The following is a 26,474-nucleotide window of genomic DNA, read 5'->3' as shown; positions in this document are numbered from 1 at the left end:
TTGCGCAGTCAAGCCAGCAAGCCCATCGACTTGGCCCGCGCCACCGCCTGGGTGCGGCGCTCCACGCCCAGCTTGCTGTTGATATGGCTGGCGTGGGTTTTCACTGTGTGCAGGGAAATGAACAACTGGTTGCTGATCTCCTGGTTTGAACAGCCTTGGGCGATCAACTGCAGGACCGCCAGCTCCCGCGTACTCAGGGCTTCATGGTGAGGCGCGATCGCGACGACGGCCCTTGCCGGTAGCAGCGCCAGCAATGCCTGGTGCAACGGCTGATGGGGCGGCTTGCCCAACTGCTCGCGCAGCCAATCCGGGTAGTCCTCGAGCAACCGCTGGAACGGTTGCAACGCGCCGCCCGCGCCGGCTTCGAGTGCGCGGGCCACTATCGGCCTGGCCTTGGCTTCCTGGCCACACGCCAGCAGCACCTGGGCCTGCTGGGTCAGCGCCATCAGGGCAATCATCTGGCGGCCACTGCCGAGCGCCTGTTGCGCCAGGTCCTCAAGCCGTCGCAATGCCCTATCGGGTTGATGGCGAATGGCGTCCAGCGCGGCCTGTTGCAGCTCCACATGTTGTGGCAAGTGCGGATGAAACTCCGGTGCGGCGGCCGCCTGCTCGCCCGTGTAGGTCTGACCCAGCCGGGTCAGCCAGGCATCGGCCAGGTCGGTACGGTCCTGGGCCAGCCACAACTCGCATTTGATCAGGGTGATCATCGCCAGGTAGTAGATCGGCGGCACGTCCCAGATATGCATCAAGCGCTCAGCCTCGGCCAACTCGGCAAAGGCTGCGGAGAAATCGCCTCGCCGCCCTTCGAAGCTGGCGATCACGCAATGCCCGATCAGCACACTGATATCCCGGCAGGCACGGGCTTCGGTCAGGCCGGCACGCAAACGCGCAAGCCCGGCTTCGGGCTGGTAACGCAGCAGCAGCAGGTAGCCTTCATACAACGACAACCGCGCGCGTACGGCGTACAGCCGCTGGGGTGCCAGCCCCTGCAGGCGCAGCAGGCCCTGGCGCACTTCGTCCAGGGCGCGCAGGATCTCGCCCCGCGCCTGCAGCACCCGCGCCCGGTCGTAATGGGCCAAGGCTTCAAACAGCGGGTTGCCGACGCGCTGCGCCAGTTCCAGGGATTCGCGGTTCAGGCCACGAGCGCGCCACAGATCGGCATCGACGATCGCCAGGTTGGAGAGGGTCGACAGGCACATCAAACGTTGACCGTAACGCTTGTGCGGCAGGCTCTCCAGCGCCTCGTTGCAATAGCGCTGGGTCAATTCGCGGTCCCCTCGCCCACGGGCGATGATCCCGCTCAGTGCCAGCCATTGGGCCAGCATGGATTTTTGCGCGGTGGCCGACGGCGCCGGCAGGAAGCGACTGAGGTAGCCGGACAGCTCCTGCGCCGCATCCAACTGGCACGCCAGCCCCAGCGCCCAGCTGTACAGCACGATCAAGCGCGGGGTGCTGATCAGCAGGCTGTCGGGCAAGTCCATTTTCCAGCGCAGCAGCATGCCGACATTCTGCTCGGCCAGCAGCTGCTCCTCGGAGAGGTTCTGCACCAGGTTCGCCGCCACATCCAGATGCCCGGCCCGCAGCGCCTGCTCCACCGCCTCATCGATCAGGCCCTGGGCGTTGAACCAGCGACAGGCGCGCAGGTGCAGACTGGCCAACGGTAACGTGGCGCTCTTTTCGCGGCGGGCGCGCAACAGGTCGGAAAACAAATGGTGATAACGGTACCAGTGACCGTGTTCATCCAGCGGCACCAGGAACACCTGATGGGCCTGCAGGTAGCGCAGGATTTCCGGGCTGTCATGGGCCTCGCGGACCGCGTCGCACAGCTCGCTGCAAAAGCGCTCCTGGGGTGCGGTGTCGTAGAGGAACGCTTGCACCTCCGCAGGCAGGCAATCGATGACCTCTTCCAGCAAGTAATCGCGAATCAGCCCTTCGCCACCGTTCAGGCCCTGCGGCAGGGCGCCGTCATTGCCGGCTTCGGAAGCGGCCAGCAGCCAGAAGCGCAGGCCGGCGACCCAGCCCTCGCTGCGCCGAATCAGGTTTTCCAGGGCTTCGCCACGCAACGAACTGCTGTGCCGGTCCAGCACGGCCAGGGATTCGTCATGGGTCAGACGCAGGTCTTGCTCATGCAACTCCAACAGGTGCCGCGACAGGCGCAGGCGCGCCAGGTGCCAATCCGGGCGCTGGCGGCTGGTGACCAGCACCACCAGGCCGTCGGGCAAATGATTGAGGAAAAACTGCAGGCAACGGTCCAGCACCGGCCCCTGGGCCAGGTGGTAGTCATCCAGCACCAGTAACAACGGCGCCTGGACAGACAGGTGCACCGTCAGCTCATCGAGCAGGCCGTCGAGCCATTCTTCAAAGGCAAAGGGTTGGTGACGCTGACGCATTTTCAGCAGGCCCAGGGACTGGGCGCCGAGTTGCGGGAAGTACTGGCGCAAGCCTTCGAGCAGGCGTTCGAGAAAACGGCCAGGGTCGCTGTCCCGTGGGCTCAGGCCCAGCCACAGGTTTTGCCAGTGGGTGGGCAGGCTCTGGCAGAACTCCACCGCCAGGGAACTCTTGCCGAACCCCGCCGGCGCGCTGACCAGCAACAGTCGCCCTTCCAGGCCGGCGCCCAGGCGTTCGCACAGACGTGGGCGCAGCACGTAGCCGTCAGGCAGCGGCGGCCTGTAGAAGCGGCCTTCCAGGGTCGGAATCACCGCGCTGGCAGGCCCTTGGATTCGGGACAGATCAGTCATCGCCGGGCTCTTGTAGAAGGCTGTTGTCGGCATTGCAGATGTCCGCAGACTAGCGGTAAAAGCGGCGGGATTGTAGATCTTTGCAACAAATGCCTGAAAAAGAACTGCGACAAAAAATATCCCGTAAACGCCCCAAACAAAAATGTGGGAGGGGGCTTGCTCCCGATGGCGGCGGATCAGTCAACGTATTCATCGACTGTCAGACCGCTATCGGGGGCAAGCCCCCTCCCACAGGGGTATCAACACAGGTTCAGGTTAGCGCACGCCATCCTGGCGCAGGGCCGCTGGGGTGAAGTCGCTGGTGGTGGCGGTGAAGCCGAAGTCATAGGCCTGTTTCTCTTCGTTCTTCATGCCCAGGGCCAGGTAGCGGCCGGACTGCAGGTCGTAGAGGGTTTCCAGGGCGTACCACGGCACTTGCTTGTCGTAGTAGTTCTCGGCATGGGCTTCGGCGACGCGCCACAGTTGGCCACGGCCGTCGTAGTGGTCGATCACCGCCGCTTGCCAGGTGTCTTCGTCGATGAAGAAGTCACGCTTGGCGTAGATGTGGCGCTGGCCTTCCTTCAAGGTCGCGACCACATGCCAGACGCGGCGCAACTCATAGCGCGCCAGGTCCTGGTTGATATGGCCGGCCTTGATGATGTCGGCGTACTTGAGCTTCGGATCATCGATCTTGTAGCTGTTGGAGGCGATGTAGATTTCCTTCTTGCCTTCCAGTTTCCAGTCGTAGCGGTCCGGCGCGCCGTTGTACATGTCGAGGTTGTCGGAGGTACGCAGGCCGTCGGCGGCAGTCCCCGGCCCGTCATAGGACACTTGCGGTGCCCGGCGCACACGGCGCTGGCCGGCGTTGTAGACCCACGCCGAACGCGGCTCCTTCACCTGGTCGAGGGTTTCGTGCACCAGCAGTACACCACCGGCCAGGCGCGCCGGCGCGGTGACTTGCTGCTTGAAGTAGAACAGCACGTTGCCTGGGTTTTTCGGGTCGAAGTCCTTCATCTTGTCGCGGAACACGAACTGGTCGCGGAAGTACACCAGGCTGTAGGAACCGTTGGTTTGCGGTGTGGCCTGGGTGACCAGGCGGGTGACGCTGCCGCCGCGATAACGGGTGATGTGGTTCCAGATGACCTCCACGCCGCTTTTCGGAATCGGGAACGGCACGGCCGTCTCGAAGTTTTCCAGGCCGTTGCCGCCAGACACCAGGTTGGTGGTGGTGGCGTTTTTCTTGATCGCAGCGAATACCTCCGCTGGCACCGTGGCGCCACGATGGGTCGGATAGACCGGCATCTTGAACGAGTCCGGGTAACGCTTGAACATCGCGTACTGCCCCGGCGCCAGCTTGTCTTTGTATTGCTCGACGTTTTGCGCGGTGATGGTGAACTGCGGTTGTTCACTGGCATAAGGGTTGGCCAGGAAGCCTTTGGCATCCACGGCGCCGGCGTTGGTCGGCATCGGCGTCCATTTCGGGATGGTGCCGGCCGCGTTACCGGCCATTTCGGCGCCCATCGGGGTCAGGCTGGTGCCGAGCTTGGCCGCTTCATCGGCCGAGACCGCCGCCATGACGTTGCTCGCCAGGATCGACAGTCCAAGCACACCCACGTGCAACAGACTTTTAGTTATTTTCATACTCTGGTCTTCCTGAATACATGCCACTTGAAAAGAGTGTGCTTAGAAGTTGGCGCCAAAGCTCAACGCGACAAAGTCACGGTCATCCACGGTGCTGAACTTGCCACCAAAGAAGTTGGTGTAGGCCAGGCTCGCGGTGTAGGTGTTCTGGTATTCGGCATCCAGGCCCAGACTGACCGCCTTGCGGCCTTCTTCGAAGTTGGCGCCAGGGCCCGGCGAATAACCTTTGACGTCATGGGACCAGACCACGTTGGGCTTGAGGTTGACGCCAGCGAACACGTCCGGGTATTCCCAGATGGCACGGGCGCGATAACCCCAGGAGGTGGCGGTGGTGTAGCCGTCGTTGTTGCAGTTGGTGTTCAGGCCAGCCGCGTTGGGCAAGCCGGCGCCGTTGGCGGTGGAGTTGTTAAGCGCGTTGCAGAACCCACCTGGCAAGGTGCCGGGACCGAAGACCGGGTCGCGGCCGTAGCGGGCCTGGGATTTGCTTTCCAGGCCACCCACATGGGTCACGCCGATTTCACCGACGGTGGTCAGGCGGCTGGCGCCCATTACCTGGTCGAAGAAGTGCGTGAAAGTGGTCTGGAACTGGGTCACTTCCTTGCGGTTGTAACCGTGCAGGTCCTGGCCTGGCGAGCCCTTGAGCACCGACGCATTGCCAAAGCCCGGGATCGGCGTGACACCGGCATACAGGATGTCGGTGGTGCTCAACTGCACCGGCGCATTCGGACGGTAGCTCAACTCACCGCTCCAGGCGGTGCCGGTAGGCAGGGTGGTGGAGAAGCTCAAACCGTAGAGGCGGATATCTTCCGGGTACTCGACGAAGTAGTTGGAGCTGCCCGCCACGATCAGCGGCCGCAGGGCGCCCAGCGGACCCAGTGGACGGGTGTAGGCCGACGACGGCGCGCCCTGTGCACTGAAGATCGGCGCACGGCTGTGGTAGTTCATGAAGTAGGCGCCGAATTCGGTATCCAGCGGCTCGAAGTTGTAGTGCATGGCCATGCCGAACTGGCCGCTGTCGCGGGCATCGCGGTCCGGGCCACGGCGCACGAGTACGCCTTCGCTGTTCACGTCCACACCCAGGGCGCCCAACGTCGGCAATGCTGCGCCGGGGATGGTCGAGCGCTTGTTCAGTACCCGCAGGTTATTGCTGCAGCCATCGGAAATCACGTCTGGCTGGGAGAAGAAGGTGCCGCAGTTATCGGTGACGGTCTGGTCCCATTCCAGCTGATAGAACGCCTCGGCCGACAGGTTGTCGGTGAGCGTCTGGGACACGTAGAACATGTTGACCGGAATCAAGCCTTCCTTGATCTCGGCCCCTGGACGACGAAACGCCGACACGTCGATCGGGTTGATGGAGTTGATACCGCCGCCAATGAAGGTGCTTTCGCCCCAGCTCACCACCTGCTTGCCAAACCGCACGGAACCCGGCGCGTCGGCGATCGAGTAGTTATGGTAGACGAACGCATCGAGGATCTGCCCGCCCGACGACTTGGCGCCTTCCTTGCGGTTGTTGTCGCTGATGTCCTTGAACAGACGGCTTTCGTCCTTGAGCTCAAAGTCGTACCAGTACTTGCCACGCACAAACACACCGGTGTCGCCGTACTTCAGTTCCAGGTCGTGGATGCCCTTGAAGATCTTCGAGAACGTTTCTCCGCGCTTGAAGTTCAGGTGCCCGTCATCGGAGGTCTGGGACAAGCCCTTGCCGCCGTTGTTGGCGCCGATCAGGTCGCGATTGGCCTTGGACGTGCTCCAACTGGCGCCTACCGACAGGGATGAGTCAAAACTCCCTTCGATTTCACCGATGTTGAAACTGACGCCGAATGCGGGCCCGGCGAGCGTAGAAGCGAGACTGACGGCCAGGGGCAGACGTGCCCGGCGCCAGAACTGGTTTACTGAGGTCATCGACGCTACTCCATGTGCATTTTATTGTTATGGCAGTGAGCTCTTTCGGAAGATGCATGTAACGGCCGGGATACAACGATTCCAATGCCGAGCGACAACCGGGCGACCCTCGCCCGAAGCGCAACATCCACGAAAAACTCTGGAAGGGACTATAGCCAGCAGGGGGTAGTGCTTGATCCCTCTAAAGTGTGATTTGCATCACCAACCCGTCTGCCACAACCCTTTCGCCACGCCGACGAAGGTCGACGCGGCAAGGATGGCTGAAATTCGGCAAATCACAAGTAAAGGCTTGAGATAGAGCAGCGCGCGCCCGAACGGGCGCGGCGAGCGCTGTCAGAGGGTCGACAGGAAGGTGCTGTTGTTGGCCTGCCATTGGATGATGTCGATACGGATACGTTTTTTGTCGAGCTTGCCGACGCTGGTCTTGGGAATTTCCGTAACAACGGCGATCTGGCTCGGAATCGCCCACTTGCTCAAGTGGCCCAATTCAACGAACGGCTTGAGGTGCTCCTTGAGCTCACGGGCGCCTATCACATGGCCATCACGCAGCACCAACAGGGCAAACGGGCGCTCGCCCCACTGCGGGTCGGCAATGCCCACCACCGCTACTTCACGTACCGCCGGGTGGCGGCTGACCAGATCTTCCAGGGCCAGCGAGGAGATCCATTCGCCACCGGTCTTGATCACGTCCTTGATGCGGTCACGGATATCGATCACGCCGAACGCGTCCAGGGTGGCGACATCACCGGTGTGCATCCAGCCACCGGCCCACAGCTCGGCGCCCTTTTGCGGCTCGTTGTAATAGCCCTCGGTGAGCCAGGGCGCACGCAGTACCAGTTCGCCCTGGGATTCGCCGTCGGCCGGCAGAAAGTTGCCGTCGGTGTCCATGATCGCCGCTTCAACCAACGGGCCGGGCACGCCAGCCTTGATGCGGTAGGTGGTGCGTTCATCTTCGCTGCCGGCCATCAGCTCGGCATTGAGGTGGGCACAGGACACCAGCGGCCCGGTCTCGGACATCCCGTACGCGGCCGTCAATTGAATGCCACGGGCCTTGGCGGCTTCGTACAGCGAACGGTTGAGCGCGCTGCCGCCAATGACGATTTTCCAACCGCCGAAATCCACGCCCTGGGCGGCCTTGGCATTGAGCAGCATTTGCAGGATGGTCGGCACGCAGTGCGAAAAGGTGACCTTTTCCTGGCGCCACAGCGCCACCAGGTATTCGGGGTCGTAGCGGCCGGGGTAGACCTGCTTCAGGCCGAGCATGGTCGCCACATACGGCAGGCCCCAGGCGTGTACGTGGAACATCGGCGTGATCGGCATGTACACGTCGTTGGTGCCGAGCAAACGCACGCTGTCGACGCTGCCCATAATGGTGGCCACGCCAATGGTGTGCAGCACGAGTTGGCGGTGGGTGAAATACACGCCCTTGGGATTGCCGGTGGTACCGGTGGTGTAGAAGGTGGTGGCAACGGAATTCTCGTCGAAATCCTCGAAGGTGTACTTCGGGCTCGCCGCAGCCAGCAGGGTTTCGTACTCGCCCACCAGGTTGGGCAGGTCGGCGGTCTTGCTGTCGTCGTCGGTGATCAGCAAGGTCTTGTCGACGCTGGTGAGTTGCCCGGCGATGGCCTGGTAAAGCCCCACGAACTCGCTGTTGACCAGCACAAAGCGGTCGTCGGCATGGTTCATGGTGTAGAGGATCTGTTCCGGCGACAGGCGCACGTTGATGGTGTGGATCACCGCGCCGATCATCGGGATGGCGAACATGCATTCCAGGTAGCGATGGCTGTCCCAGTCCATCACCGCCACCGTGTCACCGGCCTTGACCCCGGCTTCGGTCAGCACATTGGCCAGGCGCGCGACGCGCTCGATCAAGGTCGGGTAGGTGTAGCGCAGTTTGTCGCGGTAGATGATTTCGCGAGTCTTTTCGTAACGGGTCCCGGACATCAACAGGCGTTTGATCAACAGCGGGTACTGGTAAGCGCCTTCGGCGGGGGGAATGACACGGGTCTGCAACATACGAATCCCTTTTATGACTGCGCGGTCTTGGCGTTAAGACCTGCACTGTAGAGACGTTATGTTTCAACCAAATCAGCCAAAGGAATGATTTGCACGGCCCAGTAAATGCTAGCTTTGCGCCATCATTCTGGATTCATGAAGATCAAATGTGGGAGGGGGCTTGCTCCCGATAGCGGTGTGTCAGCCAAGTATTCATCAGCTGATCCACCGCCATCGGGAGCAAGCCCCCTCCCACACAGATCAGGTTTACTTCATGCTGGTAAACGCCAGCTTCACCCCGATCGCAATCAGCACCGCGCCCATGGTGCGATCGAACCAATGCCCCATCTTCGCAAACCCGGCGCGCACGCGCTGCTGGCTGAACAGCATGGCCACCAGGCAAAACCACAGCGCCGTCGCCACCGCCAGATACACGCCATAACCGGCCTGCACCGCCAACGGTGTGTGCGGGTTGATCACCACGGTGAACAGCGACAGGAAAAACAGCGTGGCCTTGGGATTCAAGCCGTTGGTCACGAAACCCGCCGTGAACGCGCCGCGTGGGGTGCGCTCGCCCGCCTCGCGATGCAGCTCGCCTTCGGCCACAGGCTTGGCCGGCTGCGCGCGCAGCGCCTTGAAGCCGATATACAGCAGGTACGCCGCTGCCGCCCATTTCAGCGCATTGAACAGCACGATGGACTGGGACACGATCAAGCCGATGCCCAGCAACGAGTAACCGACGTGCAGAAAAATCGCCGAACCGACGCCCAGCGCGGTCCAGGTACCGGCCCGACGGCCGTGGGTCACGCTTTCGCGCACCACTACGGCGAAGTCCGGCCCGGGGCTGGCCACCGCCAACAAGTGAATCAAGGCTACGGTTAAAAACTCGGCGACGTACATGCGCGCTCCATGAAGTAACGGATTATTTCATCTGATAGGCTCAGCAGATTACGCCTTCGAACCTCGTCGCAAAAGGTACAGTTGATCATGAACAATCGCCGCGCCGTCTTCCTCGATCACCCCTCCCTGGACCTCGGCGACCTCGACCTCAGCGGGCTGCGCGACTGCTTCGGCGAGCTGCAGCTGTTCGAGCAGACCACGCCGCAGAATGTGCTCGAACGCTTGCAGGGCGCTCACGTCGCCATCAGCAACAAAATACCGCTCAACGCCGAGACTCTGGCCGCCTGCCCCGACCTCAAGCTGATCCTGGTGTCGGCCACCGGCACCAACAACATCGACCTCGACGCCGCCCGCACCCAAGGCATCACCGTGAGTAACTGCCAGGGCTACGGCACGCCGTCGGTGGCCCAGCACACACTCATGCTGCTGCTCAACCTCGCCACACGCCTGAAGGATTATCAACAGGATGTGGCCGCCGGCAAATGGCAACAGGCCAGGCAGTTCTGCCTGCTGGACTACCCGATTGTCGAACTGGAGGGCAAAACCCTCGGCCTGCTCGGGCATGGCGAGCTGGGCAGCGCCGTGGGGCGCCTGGCCGAAGCGTTCGGTATGCGCGTGGTGCTCGGCGCGATTCCCGGGCGCCCTGCCCGCGCCGACCGCGTGCCGCTGGATGAACTGCTGGCGCAGGTCGATGCGCTGACCTTGCATTGCCCGCTCAACGAGCACACCCGCGACCTTATCGGCGCGCGCGAACTGGCGCTGCTCAAGCCCGGCGCGTTTGTCGTCAACACTGCACGCGGTGGCTTGATCAACGAACAGGCGCTGGCCGATGCGCTGCGCAGCGGGCACCTGGGCGGTGCGGCCACGGATGTGCTGAGTGTCGAGCCTCCGGCCCAGGGCAACCCGCTGCTGGCCGGTGACATTCCTCGGCTGATCGTCACGCCCCATAACGCCTGGGGCAGCCGTGAAGCGCGGCAACGAATCGTCGGGCAATTGCGCGAAAACGCGCTGGGCTTTTTCAACGGTGCCCCGCTTCGCGTCGTCAGTTGATAAACTGCGCCCCTTTTCAAGGAGCAGACCATGGATCCGCGCAGTGAAGTACTGCTTCGCCAGGCCGAACTTTTTCAAGGCAACCTGCTGCTGGTCGGTTTGCCGGCCGACGATTTGCTCGGGCGCCTGCCCAATGCCCATGGCTGGTGCTGGCATGCCGGCGACCAGGCGGCGCTTGCGGCGCGTTTTCCCGAGCGCAGCCAGTTCGGCGTGAGCGTGCCCGAGCGCGCATTCGATGCGGCGGTGATTTTCCTGCCCAAGTCCAAAGACCTCACCGACTACCTGCTCAACACCGTGGCCGCGCGCCTGCCCGGTGCCGAGCTGTTTTTGGTCGGCGAGAAAAAAGCTGGTATCGAAAGCGCCGCCAAGCAGATGATCCCCTTCGGCAAACCGCGCAAACTGGATAACGCACGGCATTGTCAACTTTGGCAGGTCACGGTGGGCAACGCGCCGCAAGCGCGCGAACTGGATAGCCTGGCGCAGACCTTCGACGTGCCGCTGGCCGACGGGCCGCTCAAGGTGGTGAGCCTGCCGGGCGTGTTCAGTCATGGTCGCCTGGACCGTGGCACCGAACTGTTGCTGGCGCACCTGGACAAGCTGCCCAGCGGGCATTTGCTCGACTTTGGTTGCGGCGCCGGCGTATTGGGCGCTGCGGTAAAACGTCGCTATCCGCATAACACCGTGACGCTGCTCGATGTGGACGCCTTCGCCGCCGCCAGCAGTCGCCTGACACTGGCTGCCAATGGCCTGGACGCCGAAGTGTTGACCGGTGACGGCATCGACGCCGCGCCGATGGGCTTGAACGCGATTTTGAGCAACCCGCCGTTCCATGTCGGGGTGCACACCGATTACTTCGCTACGGAAAACCTGCTGCGAAAAGCGGCCAAACATCTGGCAAAAGGCGGCGAACTGCGCCTGGTCGCCAACAGTTTCCTGAAGTACCAGCCGCTGATCGAAGAGCATTTGGGCATCTGCGCAGTCAAAGCCGAAGGCAATGGTTTTCGCATCTACCGGGCCAAGCGCCCCTGACGGGCGTTTGAAAAAGAAGGCTTGCCGAATGGGTTTTGCCTAGGCAGAATCCGCTCCGTCCTAGGGGAGTAGTCTCCCACGAGCCTCACGCTCGTCCGGCATACGTCAACATACTTGGTCAGCAGACCATGGCGTATGCGACCCAGGAGTCCGCACAGACGGACCGGGGTTTGACAAGACCTATGACACGCACACCTTACCCGGGGCGGGAAGGCTGTACGTGTCATAGCCGTGTCGACCCGCCCCTGGAAACCTACCTGATGCTGGATTCACTGCTCGTTCCTACCGCAATCGTTGCCCTGGCCGAAATCGGCGACAAGACGCAACTGCTAGCGCTCATTCTCGCTGCTCGCTTTCGCAAGCCCTGGCCCATCATCGCCGGCATCGTCGCCGCGACCCTGGCCAACCATGCGGCGGCCGGTGCAGTAGGCGCCTGGTTCGGGAGTTTCTTCTCCGATGCGGTACTGCACTGGATTCTCGCGGCCAGCTTCTGCGCCACGGCGCTGTGGACACTGGTGCCGGACAAACTCGACGATGACGAAGCCAGCACCACGCGCAAGTTCGGGCCATTCCTGACCACGCTGATTGCGTTCTTCATTGCGGAAATCGGTGACAAGACCCAGATCGCCACGGTGATGCTGGCCGCGCAATACCCGGAACTATGGCTGGTGATTATCGGCACTACGCTGGGGATGTTGATTGCCAACGTGCCGGTGGTGCTGGCGGGGAATTTTGCGGCGGAGAAGCTGCCGTTGACGTTGATTCGTCGATTGGCGGCAACGGCGTTTTTCGTACTGGCGATTGTGGCGGTGTACAAGGCCATGCAAAGCAGTGGGTGGATCTAAATCTGCAAACCCAATCCAATGTGAGAGGGGGTTTGCCCCCTCCCACATTTTGATCCCATCAGGCCTTAGGACTTCTTGGCCTGTTGGTACAGCGGCATCACCTTCGGAATCGCCGCCTGCAACGAGGCGATTCGGCTGTCGGACGCCGGGTGCGTGCTCATGAACTCCGGCGGCGCGCCTTCCGAGGCCTTGGCCATCTTGTTCCACAGCGTGATGGCGGCGTTCGGGTTGTAGCCGGCGCGGGCGGCCAGCTCCAGGCCGATCAGGTCGGCTTCGTTCTCATTGCTGCGGCTGTTGGGCAAGGTCATGCCATAGTTGGCCACGGTATCGGCCAGCGCCAGGCTGTCCTGGCCCAGGCCGAACAATGCACCGGCGCCCTGTTTGGCCATCTCGATGCCGTAGGCCTTGGACATGGCTTCGCGGCCGTGTTCACGCAAGGCGTGGGCGATTTCATGGCCCATCACGGCGGCCAGTTCATCATCGGTGAGCTTGAGGTTGTCGATCAACGCGCTGTACACCAGGATCTTGCCGCCCGGCCCGCAGTTGGCGTTCATCTCATCGCTCTTGATCAGGTTCACTTCCCACTTCCATTGCGCCGCATCCGGGCGGAAGGTCGGCGCCTGGGCGATCAGGCGATTGGCAATGGCCTGCACGCGCTTGGCGTTGGCGCTGGTCTTGTCCAACACGCCTTTGCCGCTCGCCTCACCCAGGGTCTGCTGGTAGGACTGGGCGTACATCTGGTCGACTTCCTGGCTCGACAGCATGCTGAACATGTACTGCTTGCGCTCAACCCCAACCGCGCCGCCGCTGGTGGTGTTGACCGACTGACACCCGGCCAGCAGCATCGCTGCAACCAACCCGCTTACCGCCAATGACTTCTTCATGAACACGCTCCCTGGAAACATGGCGCGTATCGTAGGCGGACATTTGTATCGGCGCCAGATACATCAGACATTTAACCGCTGAATGTCGACGGTCAAGCCGGGGTCAGGCACTCCGGCCCATTGAGCTTGGGATCGTTGACCATATTGGCCAGGACCCGCTCGCGCAAAGCGGCGGGCTCACTGGCCAGAAGACCTTGCAGCACCGCCAGCGGTGTCGCGGGGTCCAGCCAGGCGGCCTGCCCTGCTTCATCCAGGATCAACGGCCGGCGCTGAGCCTGCGCCGCCTGAGTGACCACCGCCGTACTCAACCACACCTGCTCCTGCACCGGATACGCTTCCCAGATCGCCGCGAAAAACAACGTGGATCCCTCCCCCGGCGTGAGCCAGTACGGGCGTTTGCGCTGGGTGCCGCGCCATTCGTAAAACCCGTTGGCCGGCAGCAGGCAACGGCGTTGGCGAAACGCTTCGCGAAACATCGGTTGCTCGGCCAGGGTTTCGGCGCGGGCATGGGCCGGCGTGCGGGACAGGTCGGTGAGCCAGGGCGGCGTCAGGCCCCACCGTGCACGCGCCAGGGTGAGCTGGCCGTCGAGGGCGCGCTGGATCAGCACCGAATCATTGGGGGAAATATTCCACTGGGCCTGCTGGTCGGCCGGAAACCCCGGCAAGGCAGCAAAAGCGGGGGTCCAGCGAAACAGGGCATAACGTCCACACATGGGGCAACACGACTCTTGGGGTAAACCGACCGACAGCCTAACAGACCAATACGTCGGGGAAGCTGTCGGGTTCGTCGCCGGGCAAGGGTTGCGCGGCGTTATAGGCGGTAATGAGTTCGCGGGCGTAGGCGGCCTGATCATTGTCGACCTCCAGCCCCAGCAAGCCGAAGATCGGCAGTTCGCCCGTGCCACCGAGCAAATGGCGCCCCACCAGGTGCGCCTCGATGCCTTCGCTGGCGAGCATCTGTTGCAGCAGCTCGCCTTCCATGAGGTTTTCCGGTTCGTAGATTCGCTGCATCGCGTTACCTGTTGTTTATTCGTTCTCGCTGCGGGTCTCGAGCATCCACTCTTCGCCGTGCACCTGCAGGTTGAAACTGATCGGCCTGCAGCACACGTGACAGTCCTCGATGTAAACCTGATCACCGCCGGACAAATCCACCGTCGTTTCGACCGTTTCACCACAATAAGGACAATCGTACAGCGCATTTTCCAGCATCGCGGTCTCCTGAGTGACTTGTGCGTATAATCGCCGGTCTATTTACAGGGTTATATTTCGGCTGAGCCCATTACTCAGGCCGCACCCTGGTATTTCCTCTACTTACCCTAGCCGTTTCTAACAAGAGAGCATGATGGGCGAATTCGATACCATCCGACCTTACAACGACAGCGAAGTCCCGGCAGTGCTGGACCGGCTGTTCCGTGACAAGGCCTTTCTGGACATCCTGACCCACTTCCGCTTCCCGCGCTTCGCCGGCGCGCTGGGCTGGCTGCTCAAGCCGATGATCGCGCGCAAACTGCGCCGTGAATTCGCCGGTGTCACCACCGTGGCGACGCTGCAGGATAAAGTCGAGTATTACGTCGACCATACCATCGACCGCGCGACTGACGGCGTCACCTATACCGGCGTCGAGCAATTGAAATCCGGCAGCGCCTACCTGTTCCTGGCCAACCACCGCGACATCGTGATGGACCCGGCCTTCGTCAACTACGCCGTCTACCATGCCGGCCTGCCGACGCCGCGCATCGCCATCGGCGACAACCTGCTGCAAAAGCCGTTTGTCAGCGACCTGATGCGCTTGAACAAGAGCTTCATCGTGCACCGCTCGATCACCGGGCGAAAGGAAAAGATGGCGGCCTACCAGTTGCTGTCGGCCTACATCAACCATTCGATCCGCAACGACTGCCAGTCGATCTGGATCGCCCAGGCCGAAGGTCGGGCCAAGGATGGGGATGATCGCACCGAATCGGCGATCCTCAAGATGTTCCACGTCAGCCGCAAGGACGAGCCGTTCGCCGAAGTCATCCAGTCGTTGAACCTGACGCCGGTGTCGATCAGCTATGAGTACGATCCGTGCGACGCCGCCAAGGCCCGCGAATTGTATATCCGCGCCACCACCGGCACCTACTGCAAGGCGCCGGGCGAGGATGACGTCAGTATTGCGCTGGGCATCACCGGCTACAAAGGCCGGGTGCACGTGAACTTCGCGCCGCCAATTACCGAGCGCTTCGAAGACACCAAGCTACTGGCTGCCGAAATGGACCGGCAGATCCTGGGCGGTTATCGGTTGTTCCCGGTGCACTACCTGGCGTATGCCCAATGGAACGATGCCGACCCACAGCTTGAAGTGCCCAAGGCTGCGGACGTATTCCCGGCCGACGAGCTGGCCAAGGCGAAGGCAGAGTGGGAGCGGCGCTTGCACGAATGCCCGTCCGAGCATCGCCCGTACCTGGTGACGCAATATGCGACGCCTGTGCGTAATCAGTATCGGGTGAAGGCGGGGATCCCGTTGTAAACACCGGTCAAAAAATGTGGGAGGGGGCTTGCTCCCGATTACGGTGTGTCAGTGCAGGTATTTGCAACTGACCCACCGCTATCGGGAGCAAGCCCCCTCCCACATTTGTTTGGCGGCGTACTTACAAATGGGTACTGAACCAGGACAACACCAGCGCCAGCCCCAGGCCCGCAAACCCGGCGCGGTAAGCCTGGCGATAGGCCCGTTCGGTGCGCGTATCCAGGAACAGCATCGGTTGGTCGATGGCCCGCTCTTCGCTGCGCAGCGCGAGGTCGGCCATCGCACGTTGCGCGCGCAGGCGGGTCAGGAACAGCACTACGGCGCCCGAGCAGGCAATCAATAGGGCTACAGCATTGATGAGCAGCGCGGACAACGCCATCGCAAACCTCGGCGAAACAGTATTCGGGTATCGGTTCAGCTACAAACCTGAACGATAGTGGCTTCCTGCGCCGTTAATGCTCCCTCCCCGTTGACGGCTAATGTATCCAGTAATTTACAGCGTCACCTGAACGTCACCTTAACAAGCCACTCTGATGCCCTTCGACGTGAGGTGCTTGTCATGCTGCATGCGCAAAACCAGGACCGGCTGTATCTGATTGCCCCAAGCGATGAACAGGAGGCATTGGTCGGCGGCCTTGCGTTCAACGTCCAGGACCGCCACTGGCTGGTGTATTGCGCCCTCGCCGGGCAGGTGCATGCCGACCTGCCGGAGCTGGATTTACTCACTGGCGTGAGCATGTTGGATTTTTATGTCGACACGGCGGCGTGAAGCGCCAGGCGTAAAAAAACCGGGCTCAGCGATGAGCCCGGTTTTTTTTGAACAGCTTATTGCGAACTGAGCAACTGGCCGATGCTTGGGTCTTTGAACAGTCGGGTCAAGGCATCGCTGAGCACATCGCTGACCAGTTTGGTGTTGGTTTCCTGGTTCGGCGACATGCCGAAGCGCTGGTTGAGGGATGCGGCGTAGCGGCCGCTGTAGCGACGCGTACCGGCGCTGACGTCGGACTTGAAGGTCGCGCCGATGGACGCTTCGGTCACATACAGGCCTTCCTTGGGCGACTGGTATTTCAGCTCGGCCAGGGTGACGGTCAGTTGCGGCGCACCCGGCGTGTTGGTCGGGGTAAAGCCCAACAAGCGCACAGCGGCTTCAGCCTGGGCCTGCAGCTTGGGCAGCACGTCCTCGCCGGTCACCGAAATCAGCGCGGTCTCCGGGTACAGGCCGCCACGCGAACCCAGCGTAGGTGACGGACGGCCATCTACCACACGCACCGACACCGGCTGGCCGTGACCGACCGGGGCCAACTGCGCCGTGACTTTGGGTTGCGGGCTGAGTTGTTGCGGGCTGTTGGCGCAGCCAACCAAAGCCAAACTGGTCACAGTGATCAAACCGAACAACAGGCGTTGCAACATACTCATTTCTCCAGGACTAGGCGCACACAGGCCGCCAGTATAACGGTGCACGCGCGTCACTCACCAGCAATCCTGAACCGCAGCTGAAGGCATGGGGCAAATTACAATTTCACATAAAAGCGTCATTGCAATGTCATGGCAGACTGACAACCTTCAAGCATGTAACGCAACCGGTACATCGCCATGCGCCTTCTCAAGTCACTGTTCCTGTCACACGCCCGCCACCGCCACTTTGCCCTGCTCGACGCCCACGGCCATTGCCTGGCGTTCAAGCAATGCAGCTTGCCGCCCGTCGGTGAAGGCTGGGTGGAAGTTGCAGAGACACACCTTGGCTGGATGCACCGCCCGCTGCCGGCCAGTGCACGGGTCAGCCCTGAGTTTGTACGCGCATCTTCGCGACAAGCGTTGGCCTCCTGACCAGCGCACTAATAAAAGTCATAAAACACGCCCATTTCCCCGGCGTTCTTCGCTACAATCTCCCCCCGATTATAAGGACGTCTCCTGATCGGGCCCCGCAGCATCGTTATTGCCTCGGCATTAACCTCCCAATTGCCCACAGAGAGCCGCCCACACAGATCGAGTGAAGCTGGCGTGCTTGCTGTTTCCTTTGCAAACCACCCGTCTTTATCGAATCTGCCAGAGCTGCCATTGCGCTCGGCCACTTGAGTTTGTTGCCCGTTTCACGGGCCAGGTGCCAGGCTGGGCAGCCCTTTTTTGAGGTTCACGTCTTCAAAAGAGCGTGAAAAAACGGGTTTTCACAACTTCACAAGAGTGTGGCGAGCAAATGAATAGTTTGGCGTTTGTACAAGCACCATCAGCGTCTGGAACAGCCCAACACAGGATCGAGTACTCCTCAACAACCGGAGCTTGAGCCTGTCCGCTACGGATTGGTTGCACGAATCGCGCGCTTTGACCATAAGTCGAATTGCCACAGGCGCCCATGAATGCGTTCATAGGCAGATTAGCCGGGCAGGAAGCGTGCGCTGAAGTTGCAAAGAATTGCGAAACGGACATGGCAATCCTGGCCATGGGTAACCTGGGGCAACACGTGAATCGCCCCGTCACTCCTGGCAGCCATGCCGTCAATTTGGTGCTGCAGATTTTGGAGACGCGTTAAATGGCGCATAACGAAGCAGTCGACGTAGTTCTGGTAGGGGCCGGCATCATGAGTGCCACCCTGGCCGTACTGCTCAAGGAGCTCGACCCCGGCCTCAAGCTGGAAGTCGTTGAGCTGATGGATTCGGGTGCCGCGGAGAGTTCCAACCCGTGGAACAACGCCGGTACCGGCCACGCCGGGCTGTGTGAGCTGAACTACACGCCGCAGGCCGCCGATGGCTCCATCGACATCAAGAAAGCCGTGCACATCAACACCCAGTTCGAGGTGTCGAAACAGTTCTGGGCGTACCTGACCAAAAAAGGCACCTTTGGCTCGTCCAAATCCTTTATCAGCCCGGTCCCGCACCTGAGTTTCGTGCAGGGCGAAAACGGCGTTGCCTTCCTCAAGAAGCGTTTTGAAACCCTCAGCCAGCACCATGCGTTTTCGGACATGCACTACACCGAAGACCGCAGCGAGATGGCCGAGTGGATGCCGCTGATGATGCCGGGCCGCCCGCTGGACGAAAAAATCGCCGCGACCCGCGTGATGAACGGGACTGACGTCAACTTCGGCGCCCTGACCAACCAACTGCTCAGCCACCTGACCAGTTCGGCGGACGCCCAGGTCAAGTACTGCAAGCGCGTCACCGGCCTCAAGCGCAATGGTGCCGGCTGGACCGTCAGCATCAAGGACGTCAACAGCGGCAACAGCCGCGACGTGGATGCCAAGTTCGTCTTCCTCGGCGCCGGCGGTGCGGCGTTGCCGCTGCTGCAGGCGTCGGGCATCGAAGAAAGCAAAGGCTTCGGCGGTTTCCCGGTCAGCGGCCAGTGGCTGCGTTGCGACAACCCGGAAGTGGTCAGACAGCATCAGGCCAAGGTCTATAGCCAGGCCGCCGTGGGCTCGCCACCGATGTCCGTACCGCACCTGGATACCCGCGTGGTGGATGGCAAGAAGTCCCTGCTGTTCGGGCCATACGCCGGGTTCACCACCAAATTCCTCAAGCACGGCTCGTTCCTGGACCTGCCGATGTCGATTCGTGCCGGCAACATCGGCCCGATGCTCGCCGTGGCGCGCGACAACATGGACCTGACCAAGTACCTGGTCAGCGAAGTGCGCCAGTCCATGGAGCAGCGCCTGGAATCCCTGCGCCGCTTCTACCCCGAGGCGAAAGCCGAAGACTGGCGCCTGGAAGTGGCCGGCCAACGGGTGCAGATCATCAAGAAAGACCCGAAGAAAGGCGGCGTGCTGCAATTCGGCACCGAGCTGGTGGCGGCCAAGGATGGTTCGCTGGCGGCGCTGCTGGGCGCCTCGCCGGGCGCTTCGGTGACGGTGTCGATCATGCTTGACCTGATCGAGCGCTGCTTCCCGGAGAAAGCCAAGGGCGAATGGGCGACCAAGCTGCACGAGATCTTCCCGGCGCGCGAGAAAGTGCTGGAGACGGATGCCGAGCTGTATCGCAAGATCAATACGCAAAACAACATCAGCCTGGAGCTGGTAGATGGAGGTGCGAGCTCGCTCGCGAAAAACGATAACGATAACGCAGCGCATCTGGTTTGACGCGGCGCTCTCAGGTTCTTCGCGAGCAAGCTCGCTCCTACCGTTAAAAGCGAAACGCCCCGGACTCTTATGAGGTCGGGGCGTTTTTTTATGGCTCGGATAATCAGCTGCGGGCTTTGTCGATCAGCTCGATATACTCGGCGGCGTTGCGCTGGTCCTTGATCAGGTCGACAAAGGTCTGGCCATGCTCATCCTTGCCATCCAGGTCCAGACCGGCCTCCTTGAAGAAGCCCAGGAAGCGCTCGAAGTCGTCGATACGCAGGCCGCGATAGGCCTTGATCAGTTTGTGCAGGGACGGAGACGTCGCATCGACCGGCTCGAAGTTCAGGAACAATTTGATCTGGTCGTCGCCGATCTCGTCACCGATCACCTGTTTTTTATCTTTACGCATTACCGACTCCAGCCTGCAGACATTGATACGGGGGCTGAAGTCTACCTGTGGTGCACAGGCTTCGAAAGCGTAGAAGAGCCGCAGCTCAATCGAACTGGGCGAGCATCCAGCGTTGGTAGTCAGCCACACCGGCATCGCCCTCGCGGGGCGCCCAATCGGCCAATTCACCCTCGCCCACCGGTCGATAGGGCCCGGCCTTGCACTCGAACATCACCGTATCAGGCTCCAGCACCACCAGGCCATGGAACACGCCCGGCGGCAGGTCGACGCCCGCGCACTCGCCCCCTGCCTGCATCACGCGCTTGGTGATGACCTCACCGGTGTCGCTGAATATCAGCAGGCCCAGTCGCCCCTGGAGCACCAGCAAGGTTTCCGCCTTGTCCGCGCTCAGGTGCCGATGCGGCGGTACATAGGTACTCGGCTGCAGGGCCACGGCGAGGCGATGGCACGGCTCTTCCATCTGGTGGAAATTGTGATGGTGCCGGCCACGGGGGCTGTCGCCCGCTTTCTCGGCCAACTCTGCAAATAACGTCTGATCAAGAAAGCGGGCCATCGATTACATTCCTTTAACCGCGTAGATGCCATTGGCGTTGCGCCAGTAGCCCTTGTAGTCCATGCCATAACCGAAGATATAGCGGTCGATGCACGGCAGCCCGACAAAATCGGCTTTGAGCTCAGGGCGCGCCTTGCGGTCGTGGTCTTTATCGATCAGCACGGCGGTGTGCACTTTGCGCGCGCCGGCATGCTTGCAGAAGTCGATGATCGCGCCCAGGGTGTGCCCTTCGTCGAGGATGTCATCGATGATCAGTACGTCACGGTCGATAAACGAAACTTCCGGCTTGGCCTTCCAGAACAGATCGCCGCCACTGGTTTCGTTGCGATAGCGGGTAGCGTGCAGATAAGAGGCTTCCAACGGGAATTGCAGGTGAGTGAGCAATTTGCCGGCGAAGATCAGGCCACCGTTCATCACGCAGAACACCACAGGGTTGGTGTCGGCCATTTCGCGGGTGATGTGCGCGCCGACCTTGGCGATCGCTGCTTCGACTTGCGCTTCGGTGTACAGGCAGTCAGCCTCGTGCATGATTTGACGGATATGCTCGAGATCAGCGGACATGGCGCTCTCCAAGGGGTGCTGTGGCAAGAAAAGCGGGCGAAGTTACGCTTCTCGTGCGCTCCGAGCAAGCCTTAATGGACTAACGTGCTAGATGTCTATAGGACAACACCCTCGGATAGATTAATCTAGGCCGGTTTTTTTGCCCGCCGCCGGAGCCTTTCCCATGCCCACTCGCGAGATCCGCCACCCGCTGATCCGACACAAACTCGGCCTTATGCGCCGTGCCGACATCAGCACGAAGAATTTCCGTGAGCTTGCTCAGGAAGTTGGAGCGCTGCTCACTTACGAAGCCACCAAGGATTTACCCTTGGAAACCTACGAGATCCCCGGTTGGGCCGGTCCCGTACAGGTCGAGAAAATTGCCGGTAAGAAAATTACCGTGGTGCCGATCCTGCGCGCCGGTATCGGCATGCTTGAAGGCGTGCTCAGCCTGATCCCTGGCGCCAAGGTCAGCGCCGTCGGCGTGGCCCGCAACGAAGAAACATTGCAGGCCCACACGTACCTGGAAAAACTCGTCCCGGAAATCAACGAACGCCTGGCCATGATCATCGACCCGATGCTCGCCACCGGCAGTTCCATGGTCGCCACCATCGACCTGTTGAAAAAAGCCGGTTGCAAGGACATCCGCGCCATGGTGCTGGTCGCCGCGCCCGAAGGCATTGCCGCCGTCGAGAAAGCGCACCCTGACGTACAGATCTACACCGCCTCCATCGACGAGCGCCTGAATGAACACGGCTACATCATCCCAGGCCTGGGCGATGCCGGTGACAAGATCTTCGGCACCAAGCAGAAGGACGCGTGAGCATGCAGGATGAATTCAACGACCCGCTTTGGCGCCAGATCCTGTCTGGCGCACAAATGCTCTTCGTAGCATTTGGCGCGCTGGTGTTGATGCCGCTGATCACAGGTCTTGATCCAAACGTCGCACTGTTCACCGCAGGCTTAGGCACGTTGCTGTTCCAGGTGGTGACCGGGCGGCAGGTGCCGGTGTTCCTGGCCTCGAGCTTTGCATTCATCACCCCGATCATTCTCGCCAAGGGCCAATTCGGCCTGGCAGCGACCATGGGCGGGGTGATGGCGGCGGGTTTCGTCTATACCTTCCTGGGCCTTGCCGTGAAGGTCAAAGGCACCGGTTTCATCGACCGACTGCTGCCGCCGGTGGTGATCGGCCCGGTGATCATTTCCATCGGCCTGGCCATGGCGCCGATTGCCGCCAATATGGCGATGGGCAAGTCGGGCGACGGCGCCGAGCTGATCCACTACCAGACGGCCATGCTGATCTCGATGCCCGCGCTGCTGACCACCTTGATCGTGGCGGTGTTCGGCAAGGGCATCTTCCGCCTGGTGCCGATCATCTCTGGCGTGCTGGTGGGGTTTGCCATGTCGTTCTACTTTGGCGTGGTCGACACGGCGAAGATCGCCGCCGCGCCGTGGTTCGCCCTGCCCCACTTCACCGCGCCGGAGTTCAACTGGCAGGCGATCCTGTTTATCGTACCGGTGGCCCTGGCCCCTGCGATCGAACATATCGGTGGCGTGATAGCGGTCGGCAGCGTGACCGGTCGCGACTACCTGAAGAAGCCCGGTCTGCACCGCACGTTGCTGGGTGACGGGATTGCCACCACGGTCGCCGGCCTGTTTGGCGGCCCGCCCAATACCACCTACGCCGAAGTGACGGGCGCGGTCATGCTGACCAAGAACTACAACCCGAAAATCATGACCTGGGCCGCGGTGTTCGCCATCAGCCTGGCGTTTATCGGCAAGTTCGGCGCGCTGCTGCAGAGCATTCCGGTGCCGGTAATGGGCGGAATTCTGTGCCTGCTGTTCGGCTCGATTGCGGCGGTGGGGATGAATACGCTGATTCGCCACAGGATTGACCTGGGTGAAGCGCGCAATCTGGTGATTGTGTCGGTGACGCTGGTGTTCGGGATTGGCGGTGTACTGGTGGGTACCGGCACCGGCCCGGACGATTTCGGCCTCAAGGGCATCGCCCTGTGCGCGGTGGTCGCGATTGGCTTGAACCTGCTGTTGCCGGGCAATGATGGTTGGAAGCACAAGAAGCCGGATGAGCCGTTGCTCTAACTAATGTGGGAGGGGGCTTGCTCCCGATAGGGGTGTAACAGTCAATACATCTGTTGACTGACACACCGCCATCGGGAGCAAGCCCCCTCCCACATTTTTAGATCTTCAGTGTGGCTTAGAGCTCGCCAAGCCCATCGATCAGCGCCTGGTTCTGCTCCGGCGTCCCGATGCTGATCCGCAGGAACTGGGCAATCCGCTCCTGCTTGAAGTGCCGCACGATCACCCCTTGCTCACGCAGCTTGGCCGCCAGGCCAGCCGCATCATGCCGTGGATGGCGCGCAAAGATGAAGTTGGCTGCCGAAGGCAACACTTCAAACCCCTTGGCCTGCAACTGGCCGGTGAGTTTTTCACGGCTGTCTATCACCCACCCGCAGGTCTTCTCAAAGTATTCACGGTCCTCAAACGCCACGGCGGCGCCGACAATCGCCAGGCGATCCAGCGGGTAGGAGTTGAAGCTGTTCTTGACCCGCTCCAACGCTTCGATCAGGTCCGGATGTCCCACCGCCAGGCCAACCCGCAGGCCCGCCAGCGAGCGCGACTTGGACAACGTCTGGGTCACCAGCAGGTTCGGGTAATGATCCACCAGGGTGATTGCAGTTTCGCCACCGAAGTCGATATAAGCCTCGTCCACAACCACGACTGATTCCGGGTTGGCCTTGAGAATTTGCTCCACAGCGTCCAGCGCCAGCAGGCACCCGGTTGGCGCGTTCGGGTTGGGAAAGATGATCCCACCATTGGGCTTGGCGTAATCCGCCACGTTGATCTGGAACTGTTCGTCCAGCGGCACAGGATCAGACTTAATGCCATAAAGACCGCAGTAGACCGGATAGAAGCTGTAGCTGATATCCGGGAACAAAAGCGGCAACTCGTGCTGGAACAGGCCGTGAAAGATATGCGCCAGGACTTCGTCGGAGCCATTACCAAGGAACACCTTGTTCGCCTCGACGCCGTAATACTTCGCCACCGCTTGCTTGAGTCGGTCGCTGTTGGGGTCCGAGTACAAACGCAGGTCGTCGTTCAACTCGGCCCGCATGGCCTCTAACGCTTTGGGCGAAGGGCCATAGGGGTTTTCGTTAGTATTGAGCTTGATCAGCTTGGTCAACTTTGGCTGCTCGCCGGGCACGTAAGGCACTAGGTCCTTGACGAAAGGGCTCCAGAATTTGCTCATGCCTTACTCTCCCTTGAGGATGCGATATTCAGCGCTGCGCGCGTGGGCGCTCAGCGATTCGCCACGGGCCAGCACCGAGGCGGTCTTGCCCAATTCGGACGCGCCTTGGGGCGAACAGAAGATGATCGATGAACGCTTCTGGAAGTCATACACCCCCAGCGGCGACGAAAAACGCGCGGTGCCGGAGGTCGGCAATACGTGGTTCGGACCTGCACAGTAGTCGCCCAGGGCTTCGCTGGTGTGGCGCCCCATGAAGATCGCGCCGGCATGACGGATCGACGGCAACCAGGCCTGTGGGTCCGCTACGGACAGCTCAAGGTGCTCCGGCGCGATACGGTTGGCCACTTCGATGGCTTGCTCCATGTCGCTGACCAGAATCAGTGCGCCACGGCCATTGATCGATTTCTCGATGATCTCGGCGCGCTCCATGGTCGGCAACAACTTGTTGATGCTGGCGGCGACCTGATCGAGGAACGCGGCGTCGGGGCTGACCAGGATTGCCTGGGCGTCTTCGTCGTGCTCGGCCTGGGAGAACAGGTCCATGGCGATCCAGTCCGGGTCGGTCTGGCCGTCACACACCACCAGGATTTCCGAGGGGCCGGCGATCATGTCGATACCGACCTGGCCAAACACATGGCGCTTGGCGGTGGCGACGTAGATATTGCCCGGCCCCACCACCTTGTCGACCTTCGGTACGCTTTCGGTGCCATAGGCCAACGCTGCAACCGCTTGGGCGCCACCGATGGTGAACACGCGGTCGACGCCGGCAATGCAGGCGGCAGCCAGCACCAGCTCGTTGATTTCACCACGCGGGGTCGGCACCACCATGACCACTTCGGTCACGCCTGCCACTTTGGCCGGAATCGCGTTCATCAACACCGACGACGGGTACGAGGCCTTGCCGCCCGGCACGTACAGGCCGGCGCGGTCCAGCGGCGTGACCTTCTGGCCCAGCACGGTACCGTCGGCCTCGGTGTAGCTCCACGAATCCTGCTTCTGTTTTTCGTGATAGCTGCGCACCCGCGCCGCCGCCACTTCCAGGGCTTCACGCTGGGGCGCGGTGATGCGCGTCAGGGCCAACTCCAGGCGTTCACGGGGCAGAATCAGGTCCGCCATGGACTTGACGTCCAGGCCGTCGAACTGACGGGTGAAATCCACCAGTGCCGCATCGCCGCGCTCGCGCACGGCTTTGATGATCTCGAGCACCCGCTGGTTGACCGAGTCATCGGACACGCTTTCCCAGCTCAGCAGATGATCCAGATGATCGGCGAAATCCGGGTCGGCAGCGTTGAGTCGGGCAATTGCAGTGGACGTGGTCATAGCGAGGGCCTCAATAGAATTGGCAAAAACTCAGGCGCCCTAAACTAGCAGTCATTTCCGCTTGGGCACCTGAGAATTCTGGCTATGAGGCGGATAGACGGGCGCAGCCTTTGGGCTACGCGGGTGAGTCAACCGCGGTGTCGAGACTCCACTGCCGTGCGCAGGGTGTCGATCAACGCCTGGATACGGGCATGTTGCATTTTCATCGACGCTTTGTTGACGATCAGGCGCGAGCTGATGTCGGCAATGAAATCCTGGGGCTCGAGACCGTTGGCGCGCAGGGTGTTGCCGGTGTCGACCACGTCGATGATCTTGTCGGCCAGGCCGATCAGCGGCGCCAGCTCCATCGAGCCGTAAAGCTTGATGATATCGACCTGACGGCCTTGTTCGGCGTAGTAGCGTTTGGCGACGTTGACGAACTTGGTCGCCACCCGCAGGCGGCCCTTGGGCTCGACATCGCCGACACGGCCGGCGGTCATCAGTTTGCACAGCGCGATCCGCAGGTCCAGTGGCTCGTAGAGACCCTGGCCGCCGTATTCCATCAGCACGTCCTTACCGGCCACACCGAGGTCGGCGGCGCCATGTTCAACGTAGGTCGGCACGTCGGTAGCCCGCACGATCAGCAGGCGAACGTCGTCTTGGGTCGTGGGGATGATCAGCTTGCGGCTCTTGTCCGGATTCTCGGTCGGCACGATGCCCGCTTCAGCCAGAAGCGGCAACGTGTCGTCAAGGATGCGGCCCTTGGACAGTGCGATGGTCAACATGGGAAATGTCAGTCCTTCATCAGGCTATTGCTGTCCGGTCGCAAACGGCGCCAGACACAGATCGAGGCCCTTACAGCCTCGATTTGAAACAAACCAGTGTGTGCAG

Annotated in this window: 26 protein-coding genes and 1 riboswitch; of the genes, 9 read left to right on the top strand and 17 right to left on the bottom strand. The window is 61.4% G+C overall.

What is annotated here, in order from left to right:
* Positions 1-8: 8 nt before the first annotated feature.
* The 5 genes from C4J86_RS05145 to C4J86_RS05125 form a co-directional block, all read right to left on the bottom strand.
* A complete protein-coding gene (locus C4J86_RS05145; protein ID WP_124369677.1) occupies positions 9-2,738 on the bottom strand; it encodes a LuxR C-terminal-related transcriptional regulator in 2,730 nt (909 codons plus the stop codon).
* Positions 2,739-2,993: 255 nt separating this feature from the next.
* On the bottom strand, positions 2,994-4,358 hold the full coding sequence (locus C4J86_RS05140; protein ID WP_124365863.1) for a DUF1329 domain-containing protein: 1,365 nt from the start codon (positions 4,356-4,358) through the stop codon (positions 2,994-2,996).
* 42 nt (positions 4,359-4,400) lie between these two features.
* The gene (locus C4J86_RS05135; RefSeq protein ID WP_124369676.1) at positions 4,401-6,260 is read right to left on the bottom strand and encodes a DUF1302 domain-containing protein; all 1,860 of its coding nucleotides are present in this window, start codon (positions 6,258-6,260) and stop codon (positions 4,401-4,403) included.
* A 333-nt stretch (positions 6,261-6,593) separates the two neighbouring features.
* The gene (locus C4J86_RS05130) at positions 6,594-8,276 is read right to left on the bottom strand and encodes a fatty acid--CoA ligase (protein WP_124369675.1); all 1,683 of its coding nucleotides are present in this window, start codon (positions 8,274-8,276) and stop codon (positions 6,594-6,596) included.
* Positions 8,277-8,522: 246 nt separating this feature from the next.
* Positions 8,523-9,155: a LysE family translocator gene (locus C4J86_RS05125; RefSeq protein WP_124365860.1), complete on the bottom strand. Its 633-nt coding sequence runs from the start codon at positions 9,153-9,155 to the stop codon at positions 8,523-8,525.
* Between the two features lie 87 nt (positions 9,156-9,242).
* Here C4J86_RS05125 and C4J86_RS05120 point away from each other — a divergent pair, with 87 nt between their 5' ends.
* From C4J86_RS05120 to C4J86_RS05110, 3 genes are all read left to right on the top strand, one after another.
* The gene (locus C4J86_RS05120) at positions 9,243-10,205 is read left to right on the top strand and encodes a 2-hydroxyacid dehydrogenase (protein WP_372239257.1); all 963 of its coding nucleotides are present in this window, start codon (positions 9,243-9,245) and stop codon (positions 10,203-10,205) included.
* Positions 10,206-10,235: 30 nt separating this feature from the next.
* Entirely contained in the window at positions 10,236-11,234 is a 999-nt protein-coding gene (locus C4J86_RS05115) for a class I SAM-dependent methyltransferase (RefSeq protein ID WP_124369674.1), read from the top strand.
* Between the two features lie 51 nt (positions 11,235-11,285).
* Positions 11,286-11,405: riboswitch (yybP-ykoY riboswitch) on the top strand.
* An 89-nt stretch (positions 11,406-11,494) separates the two neighbouring features.
* Positions 11,495-12,079, top strand: a complete 585-nt coding sequence (locus C4J86_RS05110; protein ID WP_124361337.1) for a TMEM165/GDT1 family protein — start codon at positions 11,495-11,497, stop codon at positions 12,077-12,079.
* A 65-nt stretch (positions 12,080-12,144) separates the two neighbouring features.
* On the opposite strand, the gene C4J86_RS05105 is transcribed toward C4J86_RS05110, so the two are convergent.
* The 4 genes from C4J86_RS05105 to C4J86_RS05090 all read right to left on the bottom strand — a co-directional run bounded on the left by C4J86_RS05105 (position 12,145) and on the right by C4J86_RS05090 (position 14,172).
* Positions 12,145-12,963, bottom strand: coding sequence for a M48 family metallopeptidase (locus C4J86_RS05105; protein ID WP_124361336.1), 819 nt, complete (start codon positions 12,961-12,963; stop codon positions 12,145-12,147).
* A 92-nt stretch (positions 12,964-13,055) separates the two neighbouring features.
* Positions 13,056-13,676, bottom strand: a complete 621-nt coding sequence (locus tag C4J86_RS05100) for an SOS response-associated peptidase (RefSeq protein WP_124365858.1) — start codon at positions 13,674-13,676, stop codon at positions 13,056-13,058.
* 37 nt (positions 13,677-13,713) lie between these two features.
* On the bottom strand, positions 13,714-13,974 hold the full coding sequence (locus tag C4J86_RS05095) for a putative signal transducing protein (protein ID WP_124361334.1): 261 nt from the start codon (positions 13,972-13,974) through the stop codon (positions 13,714-13,716).
* Between the two features lie 15 nt (positions 13,975-13,989).
* Entirely contained in the window at positions 13,990-14,172 is a 183-nt protein-coding gene (locus C4J86_RS05090) for a CPXCG motif-containing cysteine-rich protein (RefSeq protein WP_124369673.1), read from the bottom strand.
* Between the two features lie 133 nt (positions 14,173-14,305).
* On the opposite strand from C4J86_RS05090, the gene C4J86_RS05085 reads away from it, so the two are divergent.
* Positions 14,306-15,469, top strand: coding sequence for a 1-acyl-sn-glycerol-3-phosphate acyltransferase (locus C4J86_RS05085; protein WP_177413156.1), 1,164 nt, complete (start codon positions 14,306-14,308; stop codon positions 15,467-15,469).
* Positions 15,470-15,590: 121 nt separating this feature from the next.
* Here C4J86_RS05085 and C4J86_RS05080 read toward each other — a convergent pair whose 3' ends face one another.
* Positions 15,591-15,848, bottom strand: coding sequence for a hypothetical protein (locus C4J86_RS05080; RefSeq protein WP_124369671.1), 258 nt, complete (start codon positions 15,846-15,848; stop codon positions 15,591-15,593).
* 180 nt (positions 15,849-16,028) lie between these two features.
* On the opposite strand from C4J86_RS05080, the gene C4J86_RS05075 reads away from it, so the two are divergent.
* Positions 16,029-16,238 carry a hypothetical protein gene (locus tag C4J86_RS05075; protein WP_124361330.1) on the top strand — a complete coding sequence of 70 codons (210 nt, stop codon included), beginning with the start codon at positions 16,029-16,031 and terminating at the stop codon, positions 16,236-16,238.
* 56 nt (positions 16,239-16,294) lie between these two features.
* Here the strand turns inward: C4J86_RS05075 and C4J86_RS05070 are convergent, their stop codons facing one another.
* Positions 16,295-16,879 (bottom strand): YajG family lipoprotein, encoded by a 585-nt coding sequence (locus C4J86_RS05070; RefSeq protein ID WP_124361329.1) that lies wholly within the window; start codon positions 16,877-16,879, stop codon positions 16,295-16,297.
* A gap of 183 nt (positions 16,880-17,062) precedes the next feature.
* Between C4J86_RS05070 and C4J86_RS05065 the strand changes: the two genes are divergently transcribed.
* Positions 17,063-17,296 (top strand): hypothetical protein, encoded by a 234-nt coding sequence (locus C4J86_RS05065; protein ID WP_124365853.1) that lies wholly within the window; start codon positions 17,063-17,065, stop codon positions 17,294-17,296.
* A gap of 700 nt (positions 17,297-17,996) precedes the next feature.
* Positions 17,997-19,532: a malate dehydrogenase (quinone) gene (gene mqo, locus C4J86_RS05060; RefSeq protein WP_124365852.1), complete on the top strand. Its 1,536-nt coding sequence runs from the start codon at positions 17,997-17,999 to the stop codon at positions 19,530-19,532.
* A 103-nt stretch (positions 19,533-19,635) separates the two neighbouring features.
* Here the strand turns inward: mqo and C4J86_RS05055 are convergent, their stop codons facing one another.
* The 3 genes from C4J86_RS05055 to C4J86_RS05045 form a co-directional block, all read right to left on the bottom strand.
* On the bottom strand, positions 19,636-19,923 hold the full coding sequence (locus C4J86_RS05055; RefSeq protein WP_124365851.1) for a PA4642 family protein: 288 nt from the start codon (positions 19,921-19,923) through the stop codon (positions 19,636-19,638).
* A gap of 85 nt (positions 19,924-20,008) precedes the next feature.
* Positions 20,009-20,476 (bottom strand): WbuC family cupin fold metalloprotein, encoded by a 468-nt coding sequence (locus C4J86_RS05050; protein ID WP_124369670.1) that lies wholly within the window; start codon positions 20,474-20,476, stop codon positions 20,009-20,011.
* Positions 20,477-20,479: 3 nt separating this feature from the next.
* Complete coding sequence (locus tag C4J86_RS05045) at positions 20,480-21,037, bottom strand: hypoxanthine-guanine phosphoribosyltransferase (protein WP_065885799.1); 558 nt, start codon at positions 21,035-21,037, stop codon at positions 20,480-20,482.
* A gap of 163 nt (positions 21,038-21,200) precedes the next feature.
* Between C4J86_RS05045 and upp the strand changes: the two genes are divergently transcribed.
* Both upp and C4J86_RS05035 read left to right on the top strand, forming a co-directional pair.
* Positions 21,201-21,839, top strand: coding sequence for a uracil phosphoribosyltransferase (upp, locus tag C4J86_RS05040; protein WP_017138223.1), 639 nt, complete (start codon positions 21,201-21,203; stop codon positions 21,837-21,839).
* Between the two features lie 2 nt (positions 21,840-21,841).
* Complete coding sequence (locus tag C4J86_RS05035) at positions 21,842-23,116, top strand: uracil-xanthine permease family protein (protein WP_124369669.1); 1,275 nt, start codon at positions 21,842-21,844, stop codon at positions 23,114-23,116.
* A 115-nt stretch (positions 23,117-23,231) separates the two neighbouring features.
* Here C4J86_RS05035 and hisC read toward each other — a convergent pair whose 3' ends face one another.
* The 3 genes from hisC to hisG form a co-directional block, all read right to left on the bottom strand.
* Positions 23,232-24,284 (bottom strand): histidinol-phosphate transaminase, encoded by a 1,053-nt coding sequence (hisC, locus tag C4J86_RS05030; RefSeq protein WP_124361323.1) that lies wholly within the window; start codon positions 24,282-24,284, stop codon positions 23,232-23,234.
* A gap of 3 nt (positions 24,285-24,287) precedes the next feature.
* Positions 24,288-25,604: a histidinol dehydrogenase gene (gene hisD, locus C4J86_RS05025; protein ID WP_124361322.1), complete on the bottom strand. Its 1,317-nt coding sequence runs from the start codon at positions 25,602-25,604 to the stop codon at positions 24,288-24,290.
* Between the two features lie 128 nt (positions 25,605-25,732).
* On the bottom strand, positions 25,733-26,368 hold the full coding sequence (hisG, locus tag C4J86_RS05020; RefSeq protein ID WP_003171824.1) for an ATP phosphoribosyltransferase: 636 nt from the start codon (positions 26,366-26,368) through the stop codon (positions 25,733-25,735).
* Positions 26,369-26,474 lie beyond the last annotated feature (106 nt).

The organism is Pseudomonas sp. R2-7-07 (assembly GCF_003852355.1).
In the GTDB taxonomy this organism is placed as follows: Bacteria; Pseudomonadota; Gammaproteobacteria; order Pseudomonadales; family Pseudomonadaceae; genus Aquipseudomonas.
Note: the sequence above shows the minus strand (reverse complement) of the source record. Positions and strands in the feature narration are given on the sequence as shown.